This window comes from Corynebacterium casei LMG S-19264 (assembly GCF_000550785.1).
Taxonomy (GTDB): Bacteria; Actinomycetota; Actinomycetes; order Mycobacteriales; family Mycobacteriaceae; genus Corynebacterium; species Corynebacterium casei.
Genome location: NZ_CP004350.1, coordinates 1,510,362 through 1,531,655, shown reverse-complemented (window position 1 = coordinate 1,531,655; position 21,294 = coordinate 1,510,362). Strand labels below are relative to the sequence as shown.

15 protein-coding genes are annotated in these 21,294 nt (G+C 58.8%); 5 read left to right on the top strand and 10 right to left on the bottom strand.

Translation table 11 applies throughout. The annotated features are described in order from the left end of the window. Position 1: 1 nt before the first annotated feature. The 3 genes from CCASEI_RS07055 (at position 2) to CCASEI_RS07045 (ending at position 3,721) form a co-directional block, all read left to right on the top strand. Entirely contained in the window at positions 2-862 is an 861-nt protein-coding gene (locus CCASEI_RS07055; RefSeq protein WP_025387533.1) for a hypothetical protein, read from the top strand. 35 nt (positions 863-897) lie between these two features. Further along, positions 898-1,752, top strand: a complete 855-nt coding sequence (locus CCASEI_RS07050; protein WP_006823660.1) for a VWA domain-containing protein — start codon at positions 898-900, stop codon at positions 1,750-1,752. Between the two features lie 241 nt (positions 1,753-1,993). Next, positions 1,994-3,721: an HNH endonuclease signature motif containing protein gene (locus CCASEI_RS07045; RefSeq protein WP_025387532.1), complete on the top strand. Its 1,728-nt coding sequence runs from the start codon at positions 1,994-1,996 to the stop codon at positions 3,719-3,721. Positions 3,722-3,785: 64 nt separating this feature from the next. Here CCASEI_RS07045 and CCASEI_RS07040 read toward each other — a convergent pair whose 3' ends face one another. Genes CCASEI_RS07040 through CCASEI_RS07020 form a run of 5 tightly spaced genes read right to left on the bottom strand, consistent with a single transcriptional unit; the run spans position 3,786 to position 10,099 of the window. Then, a complete protein-coding gene (locus CCASEI_RS07040; RefSeq protein WP_025387531.1) occupies positions 3,786-5,015 on the bottom strand; it encodes an alkylhydroperoxidase domain protein in 1,230 nt (409 codons plus the stop codon). Between the two features lie 12 nt (positions 5,016-5,027). Then, positions 5,028-6,659 carry a dipeptide ABC transporter ATP-binding protein gene (locus tag CCASEI_RS07035; protein WP_006823657.1) on the bottom strand — a complete coding sequence of 544 codons (1,632 nt, stop codon included), beginning with the start codon at positions 6,657-6,659 and terminating at the stop codon, positions 5,028-5,030. Between the two features lie 5 nt (positions 6,660-6,664). After that, complete coding sequence (locus CCASEI_RS07030; RefSeq protein WP_006823656.1) at positions 6,665-7,531, bottom strand: ABC transporter permease; 867 nt, start codon at positions 7,529-7,531, stop codon at positions 6,665-6,667. Next, on the bottom strand, positions 7,532-8,470 hold the full coding sequence (locus tag CCASEI_RS07025) for an ABC transporter permease (protein WP_006823655.1): 939 nt from the start codon (positions 8,468-8,470) through the stop codon (positions 7,532-7,534). Further along, positions 8,471-10,099, bottom strand: coding sequence for a TIGR04028 family ABC transporter substrate-binding protein (locus tag CCASEI_RS07020; RefSeq protein WP_404825302.1), 1,629 nt, complete (start codon positions 10,097-10,099; stop codon positions 8,471-8,473). 229 nt (positions 10,100-10,328) lie between these two features. On the opposite strand from CCASEI_RS07020, the gene CCASEI_RS07015 reads away from it, so the two are divergent. Beyond that, positions 10,329-12,305, top strand: a complete 1,977-nt coding sequence (locus CCASEI_RS07015) for an FAD/NAD(P)-binding protein (RefSeq protein ID WP_025387529.1) — start codon at positions 10,329-10,331, stop codon at positions 12,303-12,305. Positions 12,306-12,487: 182 nt separating this feature from the next. Then, positions 12,488-15,820 carry a hypothetical protein gene (locus CCASEI_RS07010; protein ID WP_025387528.1) on the top strand — a complete coding sequence of 1,111 codons (3,333 nt, stop codon included), beginning with the start codon at positions 12,488-12,490 and terminating at the stop codon, positions 15,818-15,820. Positions 15,821-15,887: 67 nt separating this feature from the next. On the opposite strand, the gene CCASEI_RS07005 is transcribed toward CCASEI_RS07010, so the two are convergent. The 5 genes from CCASEI_RS07005 to secA2 all read right to left on the bottom strand — a co-directional run bounded on the left by CCASEI_RS07005 (position 15,888) and on the right by secA2 (position 21,284). After that, positions 15,888-16,460: a MerR family transcriptional regulator gene (locus tag CCASEI_RS07005; RefSeq protein WP_038575042.1), complete on the bottom strand. Its 573-nt coding sequence runs from the start codon at positions 16,458-16,460 to the stop codon at positions 15,888-15,890. A 275-nt stretch (positions 16,461-16,735) separates the two neighbouring features. Next, positions 16,736-17,437: a bifunctional nuclease family protein gene (locus tag CCASEI_RS07000; protein WP_225868447.1), complete on the bottom strand. Its 702-nt coding sequence runs from the start codon at positions 17,435-17,437 to the stop codon at positions 16,736-16,738. A 99-nt stretch (positions 17,438-17,536) separates the two neighbouring features. Further along, a complete protein-coding gene (gene ftsR / locus CCASEI_RS06995; RefSeq protein WP_169731193.1) occupies positions 17,537-18,208 on the bottom strand; it encodes a transcriptional regulator FtsR in 672 nt (223 codons plus the stop codon). A 247-nt stretch (positions 18,209-18,455) separates the two neighbouring features. Then, complete coding sequence (gene odhI / locus CCASEI_RS06990; protein ID WP_006823648.1) at positions 18,456-18,890, bottom strand: oxoglutarate dehydrogenase inhibitor Odhl; 435 nt, start codon at positions 18,888-18,890, stop codon at positions 18,456-18,458. Positions 18,891-18,992: 102 nt separating this feature from the next. Further along, the gene (gene secA2, locus CCASEI_RS06985) at positions 18,993-21,284 is read right to left on the bottom strand and encodes an accessory Sec system translocase SecA2 (protein ID WP_025387525.1); all 2,292 of its coding nucleotides are present in this window, start codon (positions 21,282-21,284) and stop codon (positions 18,993-18,995) included. Between the last annotated feature and the right edge of the window lie 10 nt (positions 21,285-21,294).

Below are 21,294 nucleotides of genomic sequence, written 5' to 3'. Positions count from 1 at the left end.
AATGGATGTCCTCGACCCTTCCGAATGGCGTGCGCGAATGGCTGCGCACGAAACCCGCGCGGATGAGTTGCTGGCCACCTACCGGCACCCCGGCACGAAGCATCCCATCTTCGATTTTTTATTCAACTACTACCCGGTCCGGCCCAAGCACCTGCGGCAGTGGCACCCCGGGGTGGGCACTTCGCTTGCCGACGCTCCCTCCGCACCCCACACGACCTGGCGCGACTATGCAACCGACGGCGACGTTGTTGCCCTTGACCTCTCTGCCTTTTGGGCACGGCGCGGTGAATCGATGGAGCATATCCAACGGTTGCTGATTAACTCTGAAGCCAACCCTTCGCGCTTTGAATGTTTCGGGCTGCACGAGTGGGCGATGCTGTATAAATCTGAAGAATCCCGCCATGACTTGCCGCTCAGACTCGGACAAACTGGCACCGATGAAGTCGTGGAAACCCACCGTATCCGCTGCTCACACTATGATGCCTTCCGGTTCTTTACTCCCCCTGCGCGTCCTTTGAACCTGACTGTGCTGGAGCGCAAAGACCAAGTCCATACTGAACAGGCCGGTTGCGTACATGCGACGATGGACCTGTACAAATGGGCCTGGAAAATGGGGCCGCTGGTGCCCGGTGAGCTCTTCCTCAACACCCTCGAACTAGCCGTCGACGCTCGTATTTTAGACATGGAGGCTAGCCCCTATGACTGTCGTAAGCTAGGGTTTTCCGTGGTGGCCATCGAGACGCCGGATGGCAAGGCAGAGTATGTGCGCCGGCAACGAAACTTGGCCGCGCGCGCAAAGCCACTGCGCAGTCGGCTTGTCGTACTCATTGAGGAAGCTAAACGCGCTAATCTGAACTCCTGAAATACTGTGGCGTAGGAAATGAAAGGCACTGCAGAATGGCTCGGCACTCAAACGGAAAAGACAATTACAAGGTCGCAGGCTGGGTCATTGCTGTGGCCATTGCCGTGGTAGTCGCCATAATTGCGCTTATCATCTTCCTTCTCAGCCGCGGCGGCGACGACGTCGATAACGCTGCTGATTCCGCCATTACTTCTGAGGCACCCGCGGAGACTCAAGAAGACGACGCCGCCACAGAGCGCACCTATGAGGAAGTCACTTCCGAAGAGAACGAGGCTGAGGCAACGTCCGAGGCGCCTGAGACTTCCGAGACTGAGACTCCGTCTGAAGCGCCCGCTGCGCCTTCCGCCACCGCTTCTGACACTCTGATCCTGCTGGATACTTCCGACGGCCTAGCCGGGCAATTTGAGCCTGTTACCGGCGCTCTTGCCAACACCGCGCGGGCCCTAGCTGCCGATGGCCAATCCGTCGCCCTGTGGAACTACTCGTCGCCGCTTAACCCTGGTGTGACCGTGGGCTTCCGCGACAACCTGGGCTTTGGCAGCGGCGAGGATGCCGCCAACACCATCACCGCTTTCGGCACTGGCGGTGCGCCGCAGTCCCGCTCCGCAGTCGTGGCAGCGGTCGATACTGCAACCGATCAGGCGGCGAACACCAATGCGCCAGTACGCGTCCTGCTAGTCACCACCGGAACCGACGCTGACATGGATGACGCTTCCTTCGCCCAGGCTTACGGGCAGGCAGCTGGCAATAATGTGGAGCTCTCAGTCGTGCACGTCGGACCTGGTGAACCAGATAGCGCAATTGAGGGTGTTGCTTCCTCCTTCACAGCTGTCGATGGCAACGATTCCACCGCCGTCGCTGATGCTCTGAAGGCAGCCGCCGGCGCCTAATTTACCCCCGTTATGGGGCACTTCTAGGGCTCAAACCTGACTGGTTTGGGCCCTCTTTTTCATGCCCATTTCTGGGCCGTTGCGCCAGTTCGCAAGAGTGTATTTCAAGGTTTAAGTAATCCAGTTTTGGAGCGATTGCTTCGAAAATAGGGGGTTTATTTGTCGAACAGATTGGCTAGGCTGAAATTCAACAAAAGCAAGCCACAAGGGACGCTCTCAACTGCGAAAGGAGGTAGAAATCATGACCGGATATAACCCGACATCCCGCACTCAAGACCCTCATTCCGCTAACGCTATCATTCGCGATTCCATCGAACACATTCGCATCGGACTCATCAATCTGCAGGCAGCAATGCACTCCGTTGACACCTTGAAATTCCATGACATCTACCTCCAGTTCGAGGAATTGGAAGAGCTTTTTGGCAAAAAGACATTCATCGACGCAGCCTTCGCCTTCCTTGCCGAGCGCGATGATGCAGGCCGCATGGTCTCCTCCTCCCACGCCACCGAGTACCTCATCAAACGCTTGGGGCTTTCTTATGGCACCGCCATGGACCGTCTTCGCAATGCACAGACCATTTTCGGCGAGGATGTTAAGCCCGACCCAGGTCCGGAGCCAACGCCGCAGCAGGATCCGGAAGAGCCTGCTGTTGATGAGGCTGTTGACGAAGCAGCTGATAATGCGGCGGATGAAGCTGCGCGAGAACAAGCTGAACAGGCAGCGTGTGAGGAACGCGAAGAACGCGAGGCACGCCAGCGTGAGGCCGACGAGCGCGCCGAACGAGAGAATGACGCCAAGGCCCGCAACCGCGAAAAGATTGGAACCGGCTCCATTCCCGCCGATGTCTTGAGCATGATTGATTACGAGCTCAAGCAACTCGACCGTTACGCCCAGCCAGGAACACACGAACTGCGCGCCATAGCCATCGATAAGGCAAAGAAACTATCAAAGACCCAGCTGAAGAACTGGCTGCGTTCCGCAGTCCGCAAGGCTAACGCCAACGCAGTTATGCCCAACGGCGAGAAAGACCACACTGCGCTGACGAAAAAGCGCGAGTTCATCATCTCCAAGCCTGATGCCGAAGGCATGGTGTCTTTCCGCGGCAAGCTCGACCCAACCTCCGCCGCAATACTCATGAAGGCCATGTCCCCTGCGGCCCGTCCCGGCTTCGATAAGGAAGAGACAGGGTTCGAAGACAACCGCAGCCTGACTCAGCGCCGCGCGGACCAGCTCACCCAGCTGTGCTCCAACTTCATGACCAGCCGTCATCCTGACTCTGGACTGTCCAGCATCGTGGTCTCTGCAACGCGCCAAGAATTGGAAAACCTCTCCCCTAATACACTGCTGCCAACCGACACCGGAATCTTCCTCACCCCGCTGGACTTGGTCCGCTTGGGCGCTGCTGGCAGCGATTTCCTGTGCATCATGGATGACACAGACTTCCAGCCGCTGGCATTCGGACGCAGCAAGCGCACCGCTACGCTGGCGCAAAAGATTGCACTAATTGCCTCCGAAATGGTGTGCTCCCACGATGGCTGTGAGACCGCCGCAATGAACTGCGACGTCCACCATATCGTCGCCTGGAGCTTCCAAGGCGTCACGGACTTAAAGAACCTGACGCTACGATGCAGAAGGCACCACGGGGATAACAATGACGCCCAGGACTTCCGGCGCAACATGGCCCATGCAGCCCGCTGCCCCGATACCGGGCGGGCTGGAACGCAATATCCGCGCACTGACGGCCTTAAATTCAATGACTCAACGGCCGCGCAACAATCAGCGCACCACAAGCTCAAACATCAGGACCCTGCTGAGCCAGAACATCCAGCTAGTAGCGCACACGCCGAGTCCCCTCCTCCGGGAGGAGCACCTGGAGGTCCGCCGGGGAGTTCGCCGCCGGCTAGTCGAGCAACGAGCACACCGCCTGAACCTAGTGAAGAGCAGACCAGTCTCTTCACAACCGCCTAAAAACAAGTCAACCAACCGACCCCCGGGCACAACCGTGCCTTAGGGACCGTGGTGGTTTTGCCGTCTAGCGGAAGCGCTTCGGGACGTCCGGCTCGCCGAGGGTGAGCATCAGCCGGTTAGCCCAGTTAAAGAAGGACGAAGAATTGATGACATCGATGATGCTGAGGTCATCAAGGCCTACCTCCCGCAATTTCGCCACGTGAGTGTCGTTGAAGGCGAAGGGAGTGCTGGTTAACGCAACCGCGGCGTCGCGGATAGCTGACCACTGCGCGGATCCGAGGTCGGCCTGAATACCTTCATCAAGCAGGCGGTGGATGGCATCGGCATCGCCCCCTTCTTCCTTCGCACGAGCCTGATGCACGGAGGCGCAATACTCGCAGCCGTTGTAGCGAGAGGCGACCGTTGCGGCCAGCTCGCGCTCGGCACGGCCCAGACCGCCCTCGGTGTTGTAGAAGATGTCAAGGTCAGTGACCGTACGGGCCCTCAGCGCGGCTGGGTCGCGGGCTAGTAGGCGGAAGTAAGGCATATCGATACGCTCAGGCTTGATCAGCGAATCCAGGTGAGCCTCGGTGAAATCCGCCTTTTCCATGGGAGCCACCCAAGGCTGCCAGCCGAGGGAATGGTTGACGAACTTACCTGGCTTGACCACCTCCGGCGTCAGAGTGTTCTGCCCTGGTTTCCAGCCAGTATTTGTAACGGTCTTGACAATGGAGCCCGCCGCGTTGGAAGGCTCCTTATCTGTGGAGACTGTGGACACCGAGGAACCGGCAAGAACTCGAAGTCCATGCACCACGCGCTGCTGAAATGCGAGGAAGGAGATCAACTGTGCCAGGGAGACGATGTCGTCGGAGGACCAGCCCGCCGCATCCAGGTGGCCTACCGCGGAAGTATCGGCGTCCCTTGGGTGAAATGTCAACAGATGCGCGAAGTCTAGCGCTGCGGCGAGACGTGCACCCAAGTCAGATTCAGGGGCAAAGATAGTGAACTCGCCCTGGTGGAAAGGACCGGCCGTGGTGCCAGCCGCGATGGCTTCGCGGACGGCAGCGACAAGGGCGTCGTCGGATTCATCGGCGAGAAGGTCGAGGTAGAACTTTGCGGCCTCGCCCGACTGGGAAATGCCCGTGACAAAAGCGGCCACTGTGTAACGTTCCGCGTAGCTGAAGTCGCCAGGATTTTCTGGCTCTAAAAGGGCCTCGAAGCTGGTCTGAGCATTGGCAACGGCGTCGGCGCGGCGCTCACGCAAGGCGATGAAGTCGGCGTCGATTCCGGAAAGTTCATTAATAATATCGGTCATGGTGTCCCCTTTCTACAGGCCCAAGTTTAGGTCGCCGGCGCGGTAACGCTGGCCAGGAATGGCACCGATCAGGTCGCGGGTGAAATCGGATTGTGGGTGGCGGAAGACGTCTTCAGTCACGCCGTGCTCTACCTGTTCACCGCGGCGGAGCACGCTTACGGTGTCAGAAATCTGGCGCACCACGGCTAGGTCGTGGGAAATGAAGATGTAGGTCAGACTCAGGTCTTTCTGCAGCTTGTCCAGCAGCCGGATGATTTGTGCCTGCACGGTGACATCCAGTGCGGAGACAGCTTCGTCGAGGATGACCAGCTCCGGCTCCACAATCAGTGCCCTAGCAATGGCCACACGCTGGCGCTGGCCGCCGGACAGTTCGCGGGGGCGCCGGGAGTACATATCGGCATCCAGAGCTACCAGTTCCAGGTATTGCTTGGCGCGGGCTTGAGCCTTGCTTTTCGATACCTTTGTGAAGTTCCGGTACGGCTCCGCAATGATGTCGCCAATGCGCATGCGCGGGTCCAAAGAGGAATACGGGTTTTGGTAAACCAGCTGGATGTTGCTGCGCAGCTCCTTGCGTTCGGATGCCTTGGCGCCCAGGATATCCACACCGCCTACGGTCACGCTGCCGGAGGTTGGGGTCTCAAACAGTGACACCATGCGGCCGGTTGTGGTTTTACCGGAGCCGGACTCACCGACCAAAGCGTGGGTGGAACCGGGGCGGACCTCGAAAGAGACATTATTGACGGCCGTAAAGTCGCCGTAGGTCTTTGTCAGCCCTGACACCTTGACCAATGGCTCGGTGGCAAATTCTCTAGTGCCGGAGCCTTTCGCAGCGCCCTCGCGGCGGATGGTGGGGGCGGCGAGTGAGGGGGCATCGGCAAGCAAGCGCTTGGAGTAGTCATCCTGCGGGTCTGTCAGCACCGTCGCTGCCCAGCCCTCCTCACGCACCTGGCCTTTTTCCATGACCACAATGCGGTCGGCACGGTCGCCGGCCACCGCCAAGTCGTGGGTAATAAACAGTATGCCCAGGCCAAGCTCTTCGCGCATGCGGTCCAATAGGTCCAGGATGACCTTTTGGACCGTAACATCCAGCGCAGAAGTTGGTTCATCCGCGATGATGAGCTCGGGCTCCAGGGACAAAGCCGCCGCAATGAGCACACGCTGCTTCATGCCGCCCGATAGCTCGTGCGGGTACTGCGCATAGCGCCGCTCCGGGTCATCGATTCCGACCGTGCCAAGCAGTTCAATGGCGCGCTTCTTGCGCTCGGCGGCACTGCCGTAGTTGTGGATCACCATGGCTTCCTCAACGGAGGCACCAATGGTCTTGACTGGGTTGAGCGAGTTGTTCGGGTCCTGCGGGATCAGCGCGATCTGCTGGCCGCGCAGCTGGCGCCATTCGCCACCCGACAAATTCGTGATGTCGCGGCCTTTAAAGTGCACCTCGCCGGTATCAATGCTGGCGTTGCGCGGCAGCAAACCGATGGCTGCCATCGCAGAAGTGGACTTGCCGGAGCCGGACTCGCCCACAATCGCGGTGATTTCACCCGGGTGGACCTCCAGGCTCACGCCGGAGACTGCCGCCACGTCTCCCCTGCGGGTCTGGTAGCTCACAGCCAGATTGTCAATCTTCAATAGTGCAGATGACATGGTTCTTAAGCCTCCGTGTGGATGTTGTGGGACAGGTGGTTGGCGGCCATCACGACGGCGATAATGGCTAGGCCCGGGAAGGTAATCACCCACCAGGCAGTGGCGATGAAGTCGCGGCCGTCGGCGATGATCAGGCCCCATTCTGGGATTGGAGGCGGTGCACCGTAGCCCAAGAATCCGAGGATGGCCAGCTGCAGTATCGCACTACCAAACTGCAAGGTGGCCAGTGCGATGACTGGAGTCAGCGAGTTGGGCAGGATGTGCTTGAACAGCACCTGCACACCAGATGCACCAGAGCCGTAGGCGGCCTCAATGAAGTCGGCCTTGGCCACAGTCATCACCTGCGAGCGCGACAGTCTCGCGAAGGTCGCCACGGAGGTCATACCCACAGCGAACGCGGCGTTGGTGGAGCCGAAGCCCAAGATAATGATGATAGAAAGCGACAGCAGGATACCCGGGATGGATAAAAGGACATCCACGATGCGCATGATCACGGAATCGACCCAGCCGCCGCAGGTGCCAGCCACAAGGCCGAGCAAGGTGCCGAGCAAGAGACCAACGGCGACCGCGATCAGTGCGCCGAACAGGGACTGTTGGGCACCGTAGACAATGCGGCTGTAAACGTCGCGGCCCACAGCATCGGTGCCCATCCAGTGTTCGCCGTTTGGCGCCTGCAGTGCGACGTCCGTGCCGGCATAAGGGTCGGCGCTGGTAAACAGGCTCGGGAACAGCGCCCAAGCAAAGGCGATAACGAGCACGATGATCGCAACAATTGAGCCCGGAGAGGTCCACGGATTGCTGCCCTTATGGCGCCGGGTTGTGGACCGCAGGCGGGATTGCACGTGTTCTTGTGAAGACGTTTGATTGGTCATTTACTTAGCCTTCCTACGCAAACGCACGTCCAGGACCGGATACAACAGGTCCACGATGAGGTTGATAATGATGTACGCGGTGGCCGCGATGACCACGACGGCCAGCAGCACCGGGGTGTCGCGGTTAGACACCGCCTGCACAGTCATGTTGCCAAGGCCGGCGCGGCCAAAGACGGTTTCAGTCACCACGGCGCCGCCAACCAGTTCGCCGAACAGCAGGCCGACCATGGTCAACGCCGGCAGGATGGCGTTGCGCAGCACATTGCGCCAAAAGATCCAGCTTTCCGATGCACCCTTCGCGCGCACCACTTGAACAAAGGACTGTTGGTTGACTTCGTCGATGGAGCGAATCAGCACCTGAATCAATGGCGCAGCCATGGGCACCACCAGCGTCAGGGTCGGCAGAATGAGCCCTTCCAGGGTGCCGGGGTTAATGGCGCCGACCCAGCCGAAGCGGAAGGAGAAGACCTGCAGCAAGATAATCGCTAGCCAAAAGCCTGGCAAAGATACCAGTAGCGAAGGCAGGCTGCGGAAGAAGTTGCCGATGAAGCCCATTCCCGGCACGGTGGCTAGGAATGCAACGATGAGCGCGATGATGATTGCCAGCCCCACCGAGGTGGTCGCAAGCGCCAGGGTGTGTGGCAGATTTTCAGCCACCATCGTCGACACCGAGGTGCCGGTTTGGACGGAGGTGCCAAAATTACCGGTGAGAAAGCCGCCCAGGGTGGTAATGAATTGCACCAAGATTGGCTTGTCGATGCCCATCTCTTCGCGAATTCCCGCGATCTCCGCCTGTGACAACCCGAGTGCGGGAGCACCGTAGCGGGCCATGACGCCATCGGAAGGCAATGCGGAGAGTAGGAAGAATGCCACGGTGAACGTGATAAACAGCACCAGGACTGATTGCCCGATGCGTCGAGCTAATACTCCGGTAGTCATTTACTGTGCCTCCTCGTGGTCAATCCACGCGCCGTAGAAACTGGGTCGGCCAATCGCCTCTGGGTTAAACCCCTTGAGATATGGCTGCACCGCATAGACCACTGGTTCTTCAAACAGCGGCAATGCGTATGCCTGCTCGGTGACATAATGCTGAACTTCTGCCGTGGCGGCCGCACGGCGCTCATCACCCGCGGTGGAGACGACCTTGCTCAGCAGGTCTTCGAGGTGCTGGTCCAAGACATTGCCGTCCTCGTCCTGGTTAATGAAGGAGTCACGGTTGTTGACCGAATAAAGCGACTTGATCACGTCATAGTCCGCGCGGCCGACCATGGTGTGGTCCAGCTGAATCTTGTTAGGGTCCTTGGAGTCTGCGTCCTGGGTGGCTTGGTCGCCGGAGTTCAGGCGCACCTCCACGCCGATCTCGCTGAGCTGTTCCTGCACCATGGTGATGACCTCGCGGGAGCGCGGCTGCGGCATCGCCAGCTTGGCGGTAACACTCAGCTGCTTACCGTCTTTCACGCGGATGCCGTCGGAGCCGACTTCCCACCCGGCGTCATCGAGAAGCCGCTTCGACAGCTCCGGATCGAATGTGTACGCCGCACTTTGGTCCTTGTAGCCCAAAGCCGTCGCTGCCATGGTGGACGTGGCCAGCGGGTAGGACTCAGAGAAGAGCACGTGAATGATCTGCTCGCGGTCCACGCCGTGGATAACAGCCTCGCGCACTGCCTTTTCATTGAAAGGCCAGTGGTTGAAGCGGAACGCCAGCTGGTTATTCATGCCGTTGGTGCCACGGGAGATGACGTTGAGGCCCGCCGCTTCCAAGTGTGGCTCCTGCGGTGCCGACACCTGACGCACAATTTGCACCTGATCCGACGTGATCGCGCCGGTACGCATGGATTCCTCCGCGGCAAGGACATAGTTGATGCCGTCGAGACGCGCTCGTCCCTGGTGTTCGTGTGCTGGCGGCGCCCAGTCATAATCCTCGCGCGCCGACAAGTGCAGGTCGGTGCCCAGACGCTCGCCGTCGATCACGAACGGACCGGAGCCAATCACTGCCTCCGCGTTGCCCGGCGCAAAACCCTCATTGTCCAAGTCAAGCGTGGAATCCGCCAAAAGGCCCGCGTTGAAAGAGGACACCGCCTGCTCAAAACCAGGCGAAGGCACTGAGAAGTAGAACTTCACGGTGTCTTCATCGACTACTTCCCCGCGGTCGTAATTAGAGATCTGCTCAGACACGTTGAGCAGGCGCTCATCATCCCCCTGTCCATAGAGATCAATGTTGCGCACCACGTTCTCCGCCGTCAGCGGCGTGCCATCAGAGTAGGTAACATCGGTGCGAATATCGAAGGTGAACTCGGTGGCGTCCTCGTTAATCTCCGGCAGGTCGGTAGCAATCCATGGCGAAAGCTCCAGTGTCTCCGGGTCCTGATAAAGCAGGCGGTCCGTAATCTGGTTTACCACCGCACCATTGGGATAAAAGCCCGCCGCCGGTGGATACAGCGTGCGGAAGAACTGCGGCTCGAGGTAGGTAATCTCGTTCGCTTCGAGTCCGCGCTCACCCCCGAGGCTTTCTTCACTATCTTCACTATCGGCGCTCGACGTGCATGCGGCGACCAGGCTGGTGGCCATCAGCACGGCGATAACACCCAGGGCCTTTCCGCCCCGCACGCGTTGAATGCGTTTCACTATTCCGCGTCACTTTCTTATAGCTAATGTTAATGGGTTGTTATTATTCAATGAAGAAAACCTAACAGATTTCAGACTAGACTGTTCTTTTCAAACAGACTACACTGTCTACAGTCTATTAAATTAGCAGTTCACCAGGCAAAACCTCAAGAAAGCTGAGCGAATTTTTTCCATGTCTTCCACCCCCACTCGCGGCAATACGCAACCAGCTACTCCTTCGATTGCCATTGTGGGTGCAGGACCACGCGGAATCTCCATCATTGAGCGCATCGCCGCCTACCTTCGTTCAGCACACTCTTCGCAAGGCCTGCGCATCCACCTCATCGATGACGCCCAGCACGGCGCCGGCCGCATCTGGGAAACCACGCAGACTCATACCCTGTGCATGAACACCCTCGCCGGCGCCGTCACGCTATTCACCGAGCCTGGCGCAACCGTTGGCGCACCCGTTCTCGAAGGACCCATCCAGTACGAGTGGATCAAGTTGTTGCGCGGGGAGCGCGAAGGCATCGACAAGAAGAAGCTTGAGCTTTTCGATTCCTTCCCGACCGACCCCTCCATCGCCCGCGACTTTGCCGCCGAGATTGCTGCGACCGTCCCCGAATCCAACCCTTCCCGTGCGTTGTACGGCGCCTACCTGCGCTGGGCTCTCGAGGTTGCCATCGCCCAGCTGCCCGCCGGCACCGAGGTAATAAACCACCCGGCCCGCGCGGTGAGCATCACCGAAACCCGCACCTTTGATGTCATTGAGCTCTCCACTGGCGACACGGTTGACGCCCACGCCACCGTCCTGGCCTCCGGCTGGGTTCAGCCTGCGCCGAACGCCGAAGAAGAAATCTTCGCCAACTCGGGCCTGACCTGGGTCAAACCCGGCAACCCGCTGGAACAAGACCTTTCCGTCGTGCCGGACAAAGCCGACGTCATCGTGCGCGGTCTCGGCATGGGCTTTTTCGACGTCATGGCGCTGCTCACCATCGACCGCGGCGGCAAATTTGTCGAAGACTCCACCGCGCGCGCCGGGCTGCGCTATGAGCCAACCGGCCGCGAGCCACACCTGTATGTAGGCTCTGGCCGCGGCTACCCCTATCTGCCTAAATCGGAGTATCATTCGCTCCCGCCGAAGGCTAACCTCGCGCGGCTGAAAGCCGTCATCGCCGAGCACCACGACGCGCCCGAACAGTCCATCGACTTCACACAAACGGTCTGGCCCGCCATCGTGCGCGACGCTTATTCCGAGTACTACACCACCCTGGCCCGGGTTCGCCCCGCGAGCTTGGAGCAGCCGCTGGAGGACATTCTCGCAGCCATCGATTCCACTCCCGTGCCGAGCAGCAACGATGCCAGTGCCATGCCGGCAGCACTCACGGCCGTGCTGGAAGGCTCCTCCACCGAGCCCTTCGTGCTCAATGACTGGATCGCGCCGCTATCAAAGAAGGGCGTCGGCGTGGCTGGCTTTACCACCCGCGAGCTCACCACGCGCATTGCCAGTCGCCTCGACCGAGACATCCGCGAGGCAGTCGCTGCCCGCAACTCGCCGCTCAAGGCTGGTCTGTGGGCGGTGTCGGCCGCGCGCAAGCCTACATCGATTCTCGGCTCCAACGGCCGCTTTATCTGGGAGACCCGCACCGGGGCTTATAAGACCTTCATGACTCTTGGGCAGATGGCCGGCTCCGGCCCACCACTGTTTCGCACCCGCCAGCTCCTGGCCCTGGTGGACGCTGGCCTGGTTACCTTCGTCGGGGATCGCACCTCAGTGACCATCGGCACGCCCGAGGGCAGCAGCAAGCAAGAGTTCATCATGACCTCCGGATCGCGGGCTGTGCATTCGCCCGTATTGATTGATGCCTGGATGCACCAGCCCGATGTTCGCCGCCCCGGCGACAGCCTCTCACAGTCCATCACCGATCGCGTCACGCCATTTATTGACGGCGGCAATGCAACCGGCTCGCCCGCAACCGACGCCGAGACTCGCCGCACCATTCACGCCGATGGCACCGTGGATGCCCGACTGCATGTGGCCGGCATCCCAACTTATTCGCAGTGGCCAGACACCACAATTTCGCCGATGCCGGGCACAAATCCCCTGATGTTGCAGGAAACCGACAAGGTTGCCAAGTCCTTGCTGGCAACCGCCGGCGTTGAAATTTAAGCTGCGAACTGCATAAATCCGGTTTATGCCCGAAGTGTGGCAAAATAATTAGACTCTCATCAGAATCTGCCGCCTTTATGGTCTGATGCCCTTTTCCGCACGCCCAACTACCATCGGGGTGTGCATATTGGGTACGCAGATTAGAGCTCTAACAATGCGTTCTACTTCAGGATTATAGGTTTTTGACTACTTCACAGAATTCAGTTTCGTCCCCTGCTCCTCACGTCGCGGATTTCATTATCGCCGCGCAGCGTTTTCCGGATACCAACCAGCGTCTAGCCTCCGCCGAGGCTGCGCTGGCGTCCGCTGCGCAGCTGGAGCTCACGCAGCCCCAGCTGGATTGGTGTTCCACAGAGTTGGGCCACGCCTTGTCTGCGTCTGTGGAAGCGAAGAGTTCTGTCGAGGAAGTGTTCGCGCAGTTCCCTACATTGGCCGCCGTCGTCCGCTTTAACGGCGCGGCGCATTCGCGCAACAAAACCACGCTGAAGACCGCCTTGGCGCAGCAAACCGCTTGCCGTAACAAGGACGCCATCGCATTGCTTGCCGATGTCACCGCCGCCGAAGCCACCCTCCTTCCCGCAAGCCCCGCCCTTCCGGAGGTTCCTCACCTGAAGCTGGAGCCGGACACGGGCAAGCTGTATCTCATTCTTCCGGCAATCATGCCCAGTGATGATGAGCAGATTGAGTGGCTCATCGACGCCGGCTTCGACAGCTTCCGCATCCCTGCTGCATTAGATGACGAAGGCCGGCCTCTGAGCCAGCGCGTCAGCATTGTTCAGCCCACCGCGCGCATTACCGTCACCAACTCTGAGACGGGCGACAAGCATCGCTTGCCAGTCATTGACGCTGGATTTCCTTCCGTGCTGTTTGCCCCGGATCTTAGCCGCGCGGCGGATCAGAATCGGATTACTACCTCGACCGCGTTGTTCCTGGCTCCAACCGGCACCAAATTCCAGTTGCCGGCAGATGTCGTGGAAGCACCAGAGGCGACCGAGGACGTTGAAACTCCCGAAGAGCCTCAAGAAAGCGTCTTCCCCACCCGCGCTGCCGTTCCCACCGATGAGCTCAAGTTCAGTTCCTGGCCCGAATGGTCCCTCTTTGAGTTCAGCAACCTGGACGTCACCGGTGTCCTGCTGATGAGCTACGGCGCAGCAAACTCTACCTCGAAGTCGCAGACCACCAAGCATGTGGCTCTCGGCGGGAAGCTCGCTCCGCGCTGGTACGACGCTGCTGGCCGCATCAACGACGCCGAAGGTATCGATGGCAAGCCCATCTACACCGTCTCCCCGAAGCTGCAGTTGCCAAAGGATGACGGCGCCGAATGGACGGTGGAGCTGTACTACATCGACACCACGGCTGAGGGTTTCGCTGAGGGCGAGCTGCCGGAGCGCGAACTGGTTGAAGAAATGATCGAGCTCGATCAGCATGAGGGCGAGCCTTTCGCGCTGTTCGATGATGTCTTTGAAGACGCCTGGATCGGTCACTATGACATCGATGTCTTGCGCGACGGCGAGCTCGTGGAGCGCCGCACCTACAATCTCGCAGAAGGCTTTGACCTGCGCGTGTCTTATACCGGTGATTCGGCCGCGAACTTCCGCCACCCGGACCAGACGGGTGACGCCAATGCCTATACGAAGGCCTATTTCGCGCAGCGCTCCACCTCGGAAAAGTACATCGAGGTGCCTTTTGAACGCGCGCAGCCGATTGATCGCGACGAGCGCTCCAAGTCCTTTGTCATCTCCAATCCAGCCGAGTACCGCCTGGATGTTGTTGTCGTGCCCAAGGCACTAGCCTATTCCGTGGATCAGCGCGGCGAGCAGCCGGACTGGGATTATTTTCCGAACACCATCGCCTTAGATTCTTTGTCAAAGAACGGCGAATTCCGCGTCCACTTCCCTGGCACCATCGGCGGCACCGCTTCCCTGTTGTTGACCCACGAGGTCTCGCGCAAGGTGAAGGTCATCCAGCTCAAGCGCAAGCGCGGCGGCGCAGTATTTACCACCACGAATGCCTCCATTCGTGCCGCTTTCAAAGACGCCCACGCCTCCATCCTGGCAACCCTCGCGTGGCATCCAAAAAATGCGCAAGATACCTGGAGCGAACTCCAGACTGCTGGCCAATCCAAGGCTTTTGAATCCGAGATCGAGTATGAAAAGGCTTATGCCGCGCATGCCACGCCCGATGTCATCATCGCTACCACCGCGCGCTTTACTGAGGCGCTGCCCGAGGTCGCAGGCCACATCGTCGGCGATACCCTGCGCCTGAGCGGACTTACCAGCGATAAGCCGCTGACCGGCTTCTTGTGGCCTGCCACCCGCCCCGATATTGAACCTTGGCGCGTTCACTTCGATGCCCGTCTGAGCTGCACCGTGCCCGAAGAGCTCCAGGATGCCGGCCCGCTGGTCCTTGATGTCGCAGAAACCCATCCGGGCTACATTGCCAAGGCACCGAACCGCCCTACTTTCAATGCGGTCGTCATCGGTCAAGAGGGCCACTTCGACACCGCTGACGGGGCCAAGCTGGCGTGGCAGTTGTCGAAGGGCAATGAGAAGGAGAGCATCGAAAAGCAACTGCAACCAGCGTTGTGGCGCCACCTATATGCGCTGCGCAACCTGGATGACCCGCTGTTGAACCCCATGCGTGCGGTCATTCGCCGCACCGTCAACTCCGACCCGCGCCACATGCTGGAAGCCCTGGGCCGCTCCAATGTTCGCGTGGGTGATCAGCCGGCGCTGACTATCATTCATGGCCTGGTGAATTTTGACTTCCACTCCAACGGCGAGCGCATGGTAGATTTCCGCGCCACCGCATGGGTTTATGCCTTGGAGCTGCTCAACGAGCTCATCGACGGCAACCTCACCGGCGAAGCGCGCGCGGAGGCGCTGGACTTCCTCCGCACCGAGGGCGGCGAGTTCATCGCCGGGCTTATCGATGGCTCCTTGCCCGCTGAGCTCGCCCCGAAGACCGCCGATGCCACCTCTCCGATTCTTGCGCCGCTGCGTGATACCCAGCAGATCATGAAAGAGGTTGTCGCCGCCGCACAAGCCAACGCGCTGTCGGACGCGGTGGAAGCGCTCAATGACATTGCCGGCGACCGCGGAATCGTGGACGCCAAGGCGCTGCGCCACGGTTGGTTTGAGTTGCTGCGCCGCCGCCGCAAGTTTGAGGACATCGAAGGTTTCCTCGAACTGCGCCAAGAGATGTTTGACCAGGAAGCCAACATCATTGGTGATGACGTGCGTCGCCATCTGCTCCTGCTGCGCAAGTTCGGCACCACCTACGGCCAGCGTCAGAAGAATTGGTGGGCGTGGGGACCTTATATCTCCGTCGCTGCAGCGCATGTCTCCCGCGCAGCTGCCGCTGAGCAAAAGGGCGTGGCCAAGTTCTTCACCCCAATCAAGTCCCAGCACTTGCGCGCCTGGGCTGACATCGCCCAGCTCGCGCCGACCATGACCACCTATTATTTGGTCATGGAAGAAGCTCGCCAACTAGTGCGCGCCCACGGCTCCATCTAAGACAAAAATCTCCGCTGCCTCATTTGGAGGACAGCGGAGATTTTTCGGAGTATTACGCGCGCGGGTTTTAAGAAGTCTTGCGCTGACGCAGCTGCGCCAGTTCATCAATACCGACGACGGTTGCCTCGCCCTCATCAAAGTCAACGCGCTCTGATGGGAAGGAAGAAATGGTGCCCGACAATTCCTTCATGATGCCTGGAACTGCGATGCCGAACACACCCTGGCCGCCGGCCAGAAGGTCAATAACTTCATCATTGGAGCGGCACTCGTACACCGTGGTGCCATCGGAAACCAAGGTCAGCTCCGCAATGTCGTTAACACCCAGGTCGCGCAGGGAGTCGACGGCCAGACGAATGTTCTGCAGGGAGATGCCGGTGTCCAGAAGACGCTTCACAATCTTCAGAACAAGGACGTCCTTGAAGGAGTACAGGCGCTGGGAACCAGAACCACGCGCGGTGCGGATGGATGGGTTAACCAGGCCAGTGCGTGCCCAGTAGTCCAGCTGACGGTAAGTAATACCTGCTACCTGGCATGCGATTGGCACGCGGTAACCGACCTGCTCATCAGGCCCCACGTCGAAGAGGGACTCTTGGTAAGGCTGGGTAGCCTGCTCGGTTGCTTCTCGTGCAGCCTGTTCGATGTGGGTGTTGTCGCCCGTGATGAGGGCATCTTCGTTCTTAGACACGTAACTACTCCAATGGTGTTTAGCTCAAAGGCTATAGGTTCATTATTTGCCATGGATTGACATACGTCAACCCCGCACGCTTCGCAGTTTCTGCAAAGTCTCAATCTCTACTTCAACCTTAACCCGAGCAGATCTCGAATTCACCATTAGTCACAAGCGTGTCATTCTTTCAGGGTAATTATTTTCCATAACACCCCCATACCTACCCCCGACAGGTGTAAATGCCGTGCTTAGCGCTGGTTTTCACTGCCGTCGGAGTCATCCTCGTCCTCTGCATCCAGGAAATCATCAATGCTTGTCTGCCCATCATCGGCTGCTTCGTCGTCAGCCGAATCGTCCACATCAGCATCAAGGCGCAGCTCGTCCTCGCTCAAGCCCATGGACTTCATCAGCTCGCTAAAGTCTGCATCGGCCTGCGCGTCGCCGGAGGCAGAAGTGGACTCGGAGTCCTCATCATCAGGACGCGAGCTTTCACCAGGAACAAACGAGGTCGCTTCATAATCAATGTGGAAGTACTGGTCCAGGTCATCCTCGGTCACGTAGAGACCAACCTTGCCCAGCAATTCTTCATCGATAGTTAGCGGCACATTGAAGTGCATCGACAGCACCAGCGCATCCGAGACGCGGGCATCCAGGTTCTTCTCCGCGCCGGTGGTGACCTCAACATAGAAAGCGCCCTCATGGACATTGTTGACAACAATGCTTGTGACCCCGCCCTGTGCCTCAAGCAACTCAAGCAACAAGTCATGAGTATCTGGGCGGGAAGGATTGTAGCCGTCTGCGCGGGAGCTTAAGCGTGCACCATCGGAAAGAGACATCCATACCGGCACAATCTTGTGCGAATCAGGGTGTGCCAGAAGTGCACACAGGAAGTCTTCCGGCTCCATCATGTGTACGCCGAGGAATTCTAACTCCACCGATTTCATGGTCATCGCTATCTTGTACAGCCTTCCCTTAAAGTATGAAACCACCCTAACCCCTGGGCATGGCTAGCGCAGGATGATGAGGGTGGAATTAATTAAATTGCGCGCCTAGAACTCGTTGCGCAGGTCAGTCTTGACCAAGGTTGCGTGCAAGGAGACAACCAATGCTGCCATCTGGGAAGACAGCTCCTCTGCTTGCTGGCGCGCGGTGTCTGACTTGGAGGTTGCAACTGGTGTTGCCACCTGAGCAATCAGGTCAGCCTGGCGGCGCGCATTATTGCGCAGGGACTTCAGGCGACGCTCATCAAAGCCAAAGGCCTTCAGTGCTTCCGCCGCGGAGACTACAGAGACATCATCAGCGGTGAAGAACCCGGAAGAATCTGGGCTAATCAGACCAACCTTGACCAAAGCCATCACAGACTTCTCAGTGCTGCCGGCCTGCTCTGCCACGTCCTCCCCCGTCAAACGGGTAACAACTGGTGCGCGGAACTTGTCTGCAGAGACCAACGTGGAGGTCTGGCCCGCACCAACAATCGCGGTGACCTGGCCGGAATCCATGGCGTCTAGCTGCTCACGGATGACTTTTAGCGGCGTGTAGTTGTCACGCTGCTGGGTCAAAATGTAGCGCAAACGCTCCACATCGTCTTCGGTGAAACGACGGTAACCAGAGGCAGTACGCGAAGGCGTGATCAGCTTCTCGGACTCCAAAAAGCGGATCTTGGACACAGTGACATCGGGAAACTGCTGCTGCAGGTTCTCCAAAACCACGCCAATGGACATGGTCTTTTTCTTCGGTGCGGGGCTTACTGCCGCTGCCTGTTGCTTCGCTGCACTCACGATGTTGTTGTTCTCTCCAGAACTCGCCAGCAAATTGCATTGCCAACGAATTTCATAGGTATCGCTTGGAATACCAGCCATCCGGTCCAAAGCCGAAGCTCAAGCCCGTTTAGCTGTAAACCACAGTTGTGTCATTTACTAAGAAACAGTCTCTCACAAAAAGAGACTGTTTTGTTCAAGAACTAGAATCCTACTTCTTATTAGCAATGAAGACTAGTCGGAATTTACCGATCTGAATCTCATCGCCGACTTCCAAGACCTGGGAGTTGCGTGGCTCGCGGTTTACGTAGGTGCCGTTGAGGGATCCCACGTCTACTACCTCGAACTTCTCACCATCGATGCGGAACTCCGCGTGACGGCGAGACACGGTGACATCATCAAGGAAAATGTCTGCCTCAGGGTGGCGGCCAGCGGTGGTGGTTGGCTGGTCAAGCAAGAAACGTGCACCCGCATTTGGTCCACGCTTAACAACGAGGAGGGCCTGGCCGTCAGGCAGGTTGTCTGCGCCCGCGGTGGAGGTCTCAGTGCTCGATGCAGCAGAGTTCTCCATTTCTTTGAGCAGGTCCGCGCGGAAAACCGAAGTGGTTTCAACCTGCGGCTCTGGAGTGCCAGTGTTCTCGGCCATAATGTTTACCTCCGAAGTATTGGGCAAAGTCGTGGATATTGATTTACTGATTTCATAATAGCGACTTTCTCACGGTCTGCGGGCAGTCGCGTGAGATTTCACTTACCTAAATAGATTACCAATCCCTCCAATAACCGAGTTGCCAGACCCAGCCAGAGGGTTATCGGACACCATATAAGTCCATGTTGCAGATGGTCGCGCAAGCCCGGAATCATCCAGATGAGCACCGTTTTCGTTGATTTGGACTGTGTTAAATGTCTCGACGGAGTCATCGACTGCGCGCTGCGCCAGCTCTTTAAATTCCCTTACGGCAATCCGGTGATATTCGTCGATGGGGGTCTCTCGCGCAATCGCGCGGAGGTGAATGGATTCCCGCACATCGTCCATCAGCTCGAGGTGATCAGCCCATGACAGGTCCAGATGGAAGAGCATGATTTCGCGCGCGGCGGCCACTTTGGCGGCCTCGGGGACATCGGCAAGCTCTGCGGCACGCTGCGGGGCGCGCTGGGCAAGTTCCTTCCAGGCTGGGTCGGTGTCCAGGAGGTTCGCACGACGCTTGTCGATGATTATTCGCTGATCTGCCAACAACTGATTGTATTTCCAGGTCTGGGCATGGATTTCCAGCAGCTGGCCTTCAGTCACGCGCTGGCAGTGGGCAACAAAGGCATTGACGCGCTTAGATTCGATGCGCCCGTCTTCACCGGGGTTAAACACCAGCGAGTCATCTTCCCCACCTTGGACCACGAGGTCGTCTTCCAGTGAAACGAAAAACAGTGACAGCCCTGGGTCTCCCTGGCGTCCTGAACGCCCGCGCAGCTGGTTGTCTAGGCGCGCGGTGCGATGCCGCGAGGTACCCAGCACCGCCAACCCGCCGCGTTCCACGACTGCTGCGCGGTCAGATTCATCCGCACCGCCGAGTTTGATGTCGGTACCGCGGCCGGCCATCTGGGTGGAGACGGTCACTCGCCCCTCATCGCCAGCCTCGGCAATGATCCGCGCTTCTTCTTCGTCATTCTTCGCGTTGAGCACGTTGACCTCAATGCCCAGCTCGGCAAGAGCTTCGGCCAGGTCTTCTGATTCCGCCACGTCTTGTGTGCCCACCAACACCGGCTGTCCGGTGGCGTTCAGGGCCTGAATTTCGGCAACAATCGCTTTATTCTTCTCCGCCATGGTGGCGTAGACGCGGTCTTGTTCATCAAAGCGCTGGAGCGGGTTATTCCGGTCAATCACCGAAACATGCAGGTCGTAGAACTGACGCAACTGGTCAGTTGCCTCAACCGCGGTGCCGGTCATGCCGCACACCGTTGGGTAGCGGCGCATCAGCTCCTGCAGGGTAATGGTGTCCAGGATGCGCCCGCCCTCGGATACTTCCAGGCCTTCTTTGGCTTCTACGGCTGCTTGCAATCCGTCTGGCCAGCGCTGTAAATCTGCAACGCGGCCCTTGGAAGCATCGATAAGCTGCAGCTCGCCTTCGTTAACGATGTAGTGGATATCGCGAATCAACAGCGCCTTGGCGTGCAACGCCAGGTTGACCTTGACCAGCACGGTGCCAATGTTGTCCTCGGAATACAGCGAATCAATACCGAGTTCATGTTCTACCCGATGCGCGCCGGCATCGGTCAGTGTTACCGTGCGTCCGTCCTGGCTAATGGTGTAATCAAGCTCCTCGCGCAGGCGCGAGACCACATTCGTGATGTGCCCCGTGGGCGCGTCACCCTTGCGGGAACCAGCCAGCACGAGCGGCACCAGGGCTTCATCGACAAGCACTGAGTCTGCCTCGTCAACCAGTGCCACGTCGGCTGGTGCCTGCACGGTCTGCTCGCGGGAGATGATCTGGTTATCGCGCAAGACGTCGAAGCCCAGCTCATTGACCGGCGCGTAGATAATGTCGCTGCGATATGCCTCGCGTCGCTTATCAGCGCTGAGTTTCTCCGTCACGCTGGCAACGCTAAGCCCAAAGGTTTCAACCAGCGGGCGCATCCACTCGGCGTCACGCTGGGCGAGATAATTATTCACTGTAACCACGTGCACGCGCTTGCCCGTTAGCGCGAAACCGGTGGCGGCCATTGCGCCCACCAGCGTCTTGCCTTCGCCGGTGGCCATTTGAATAACATCGCCTTCCAGCAGTCGAAGTACCGCCTGGGATTGGACATGAAACGGTGCTAAGCCCAGCTTGCGCTCTGCCGCAACCGCTAAGCATGCGAGGAACGTGGACTTGTCTTTAAGTTCCCCACCTGCGGCGCAGGACCGGGCGCGGGCGGCTAGGTCGGCATCATTGAGCGCGCTAAGTTCTGCGACCAGCTCGCCTGCGCCAGTCGCAATAGACTTGGATTTCTTATCGTTGCGCTCGGACGATGATCCCATCGCCTTCCAAAACCAGTCTAATGCTCCCATGAATGTTATT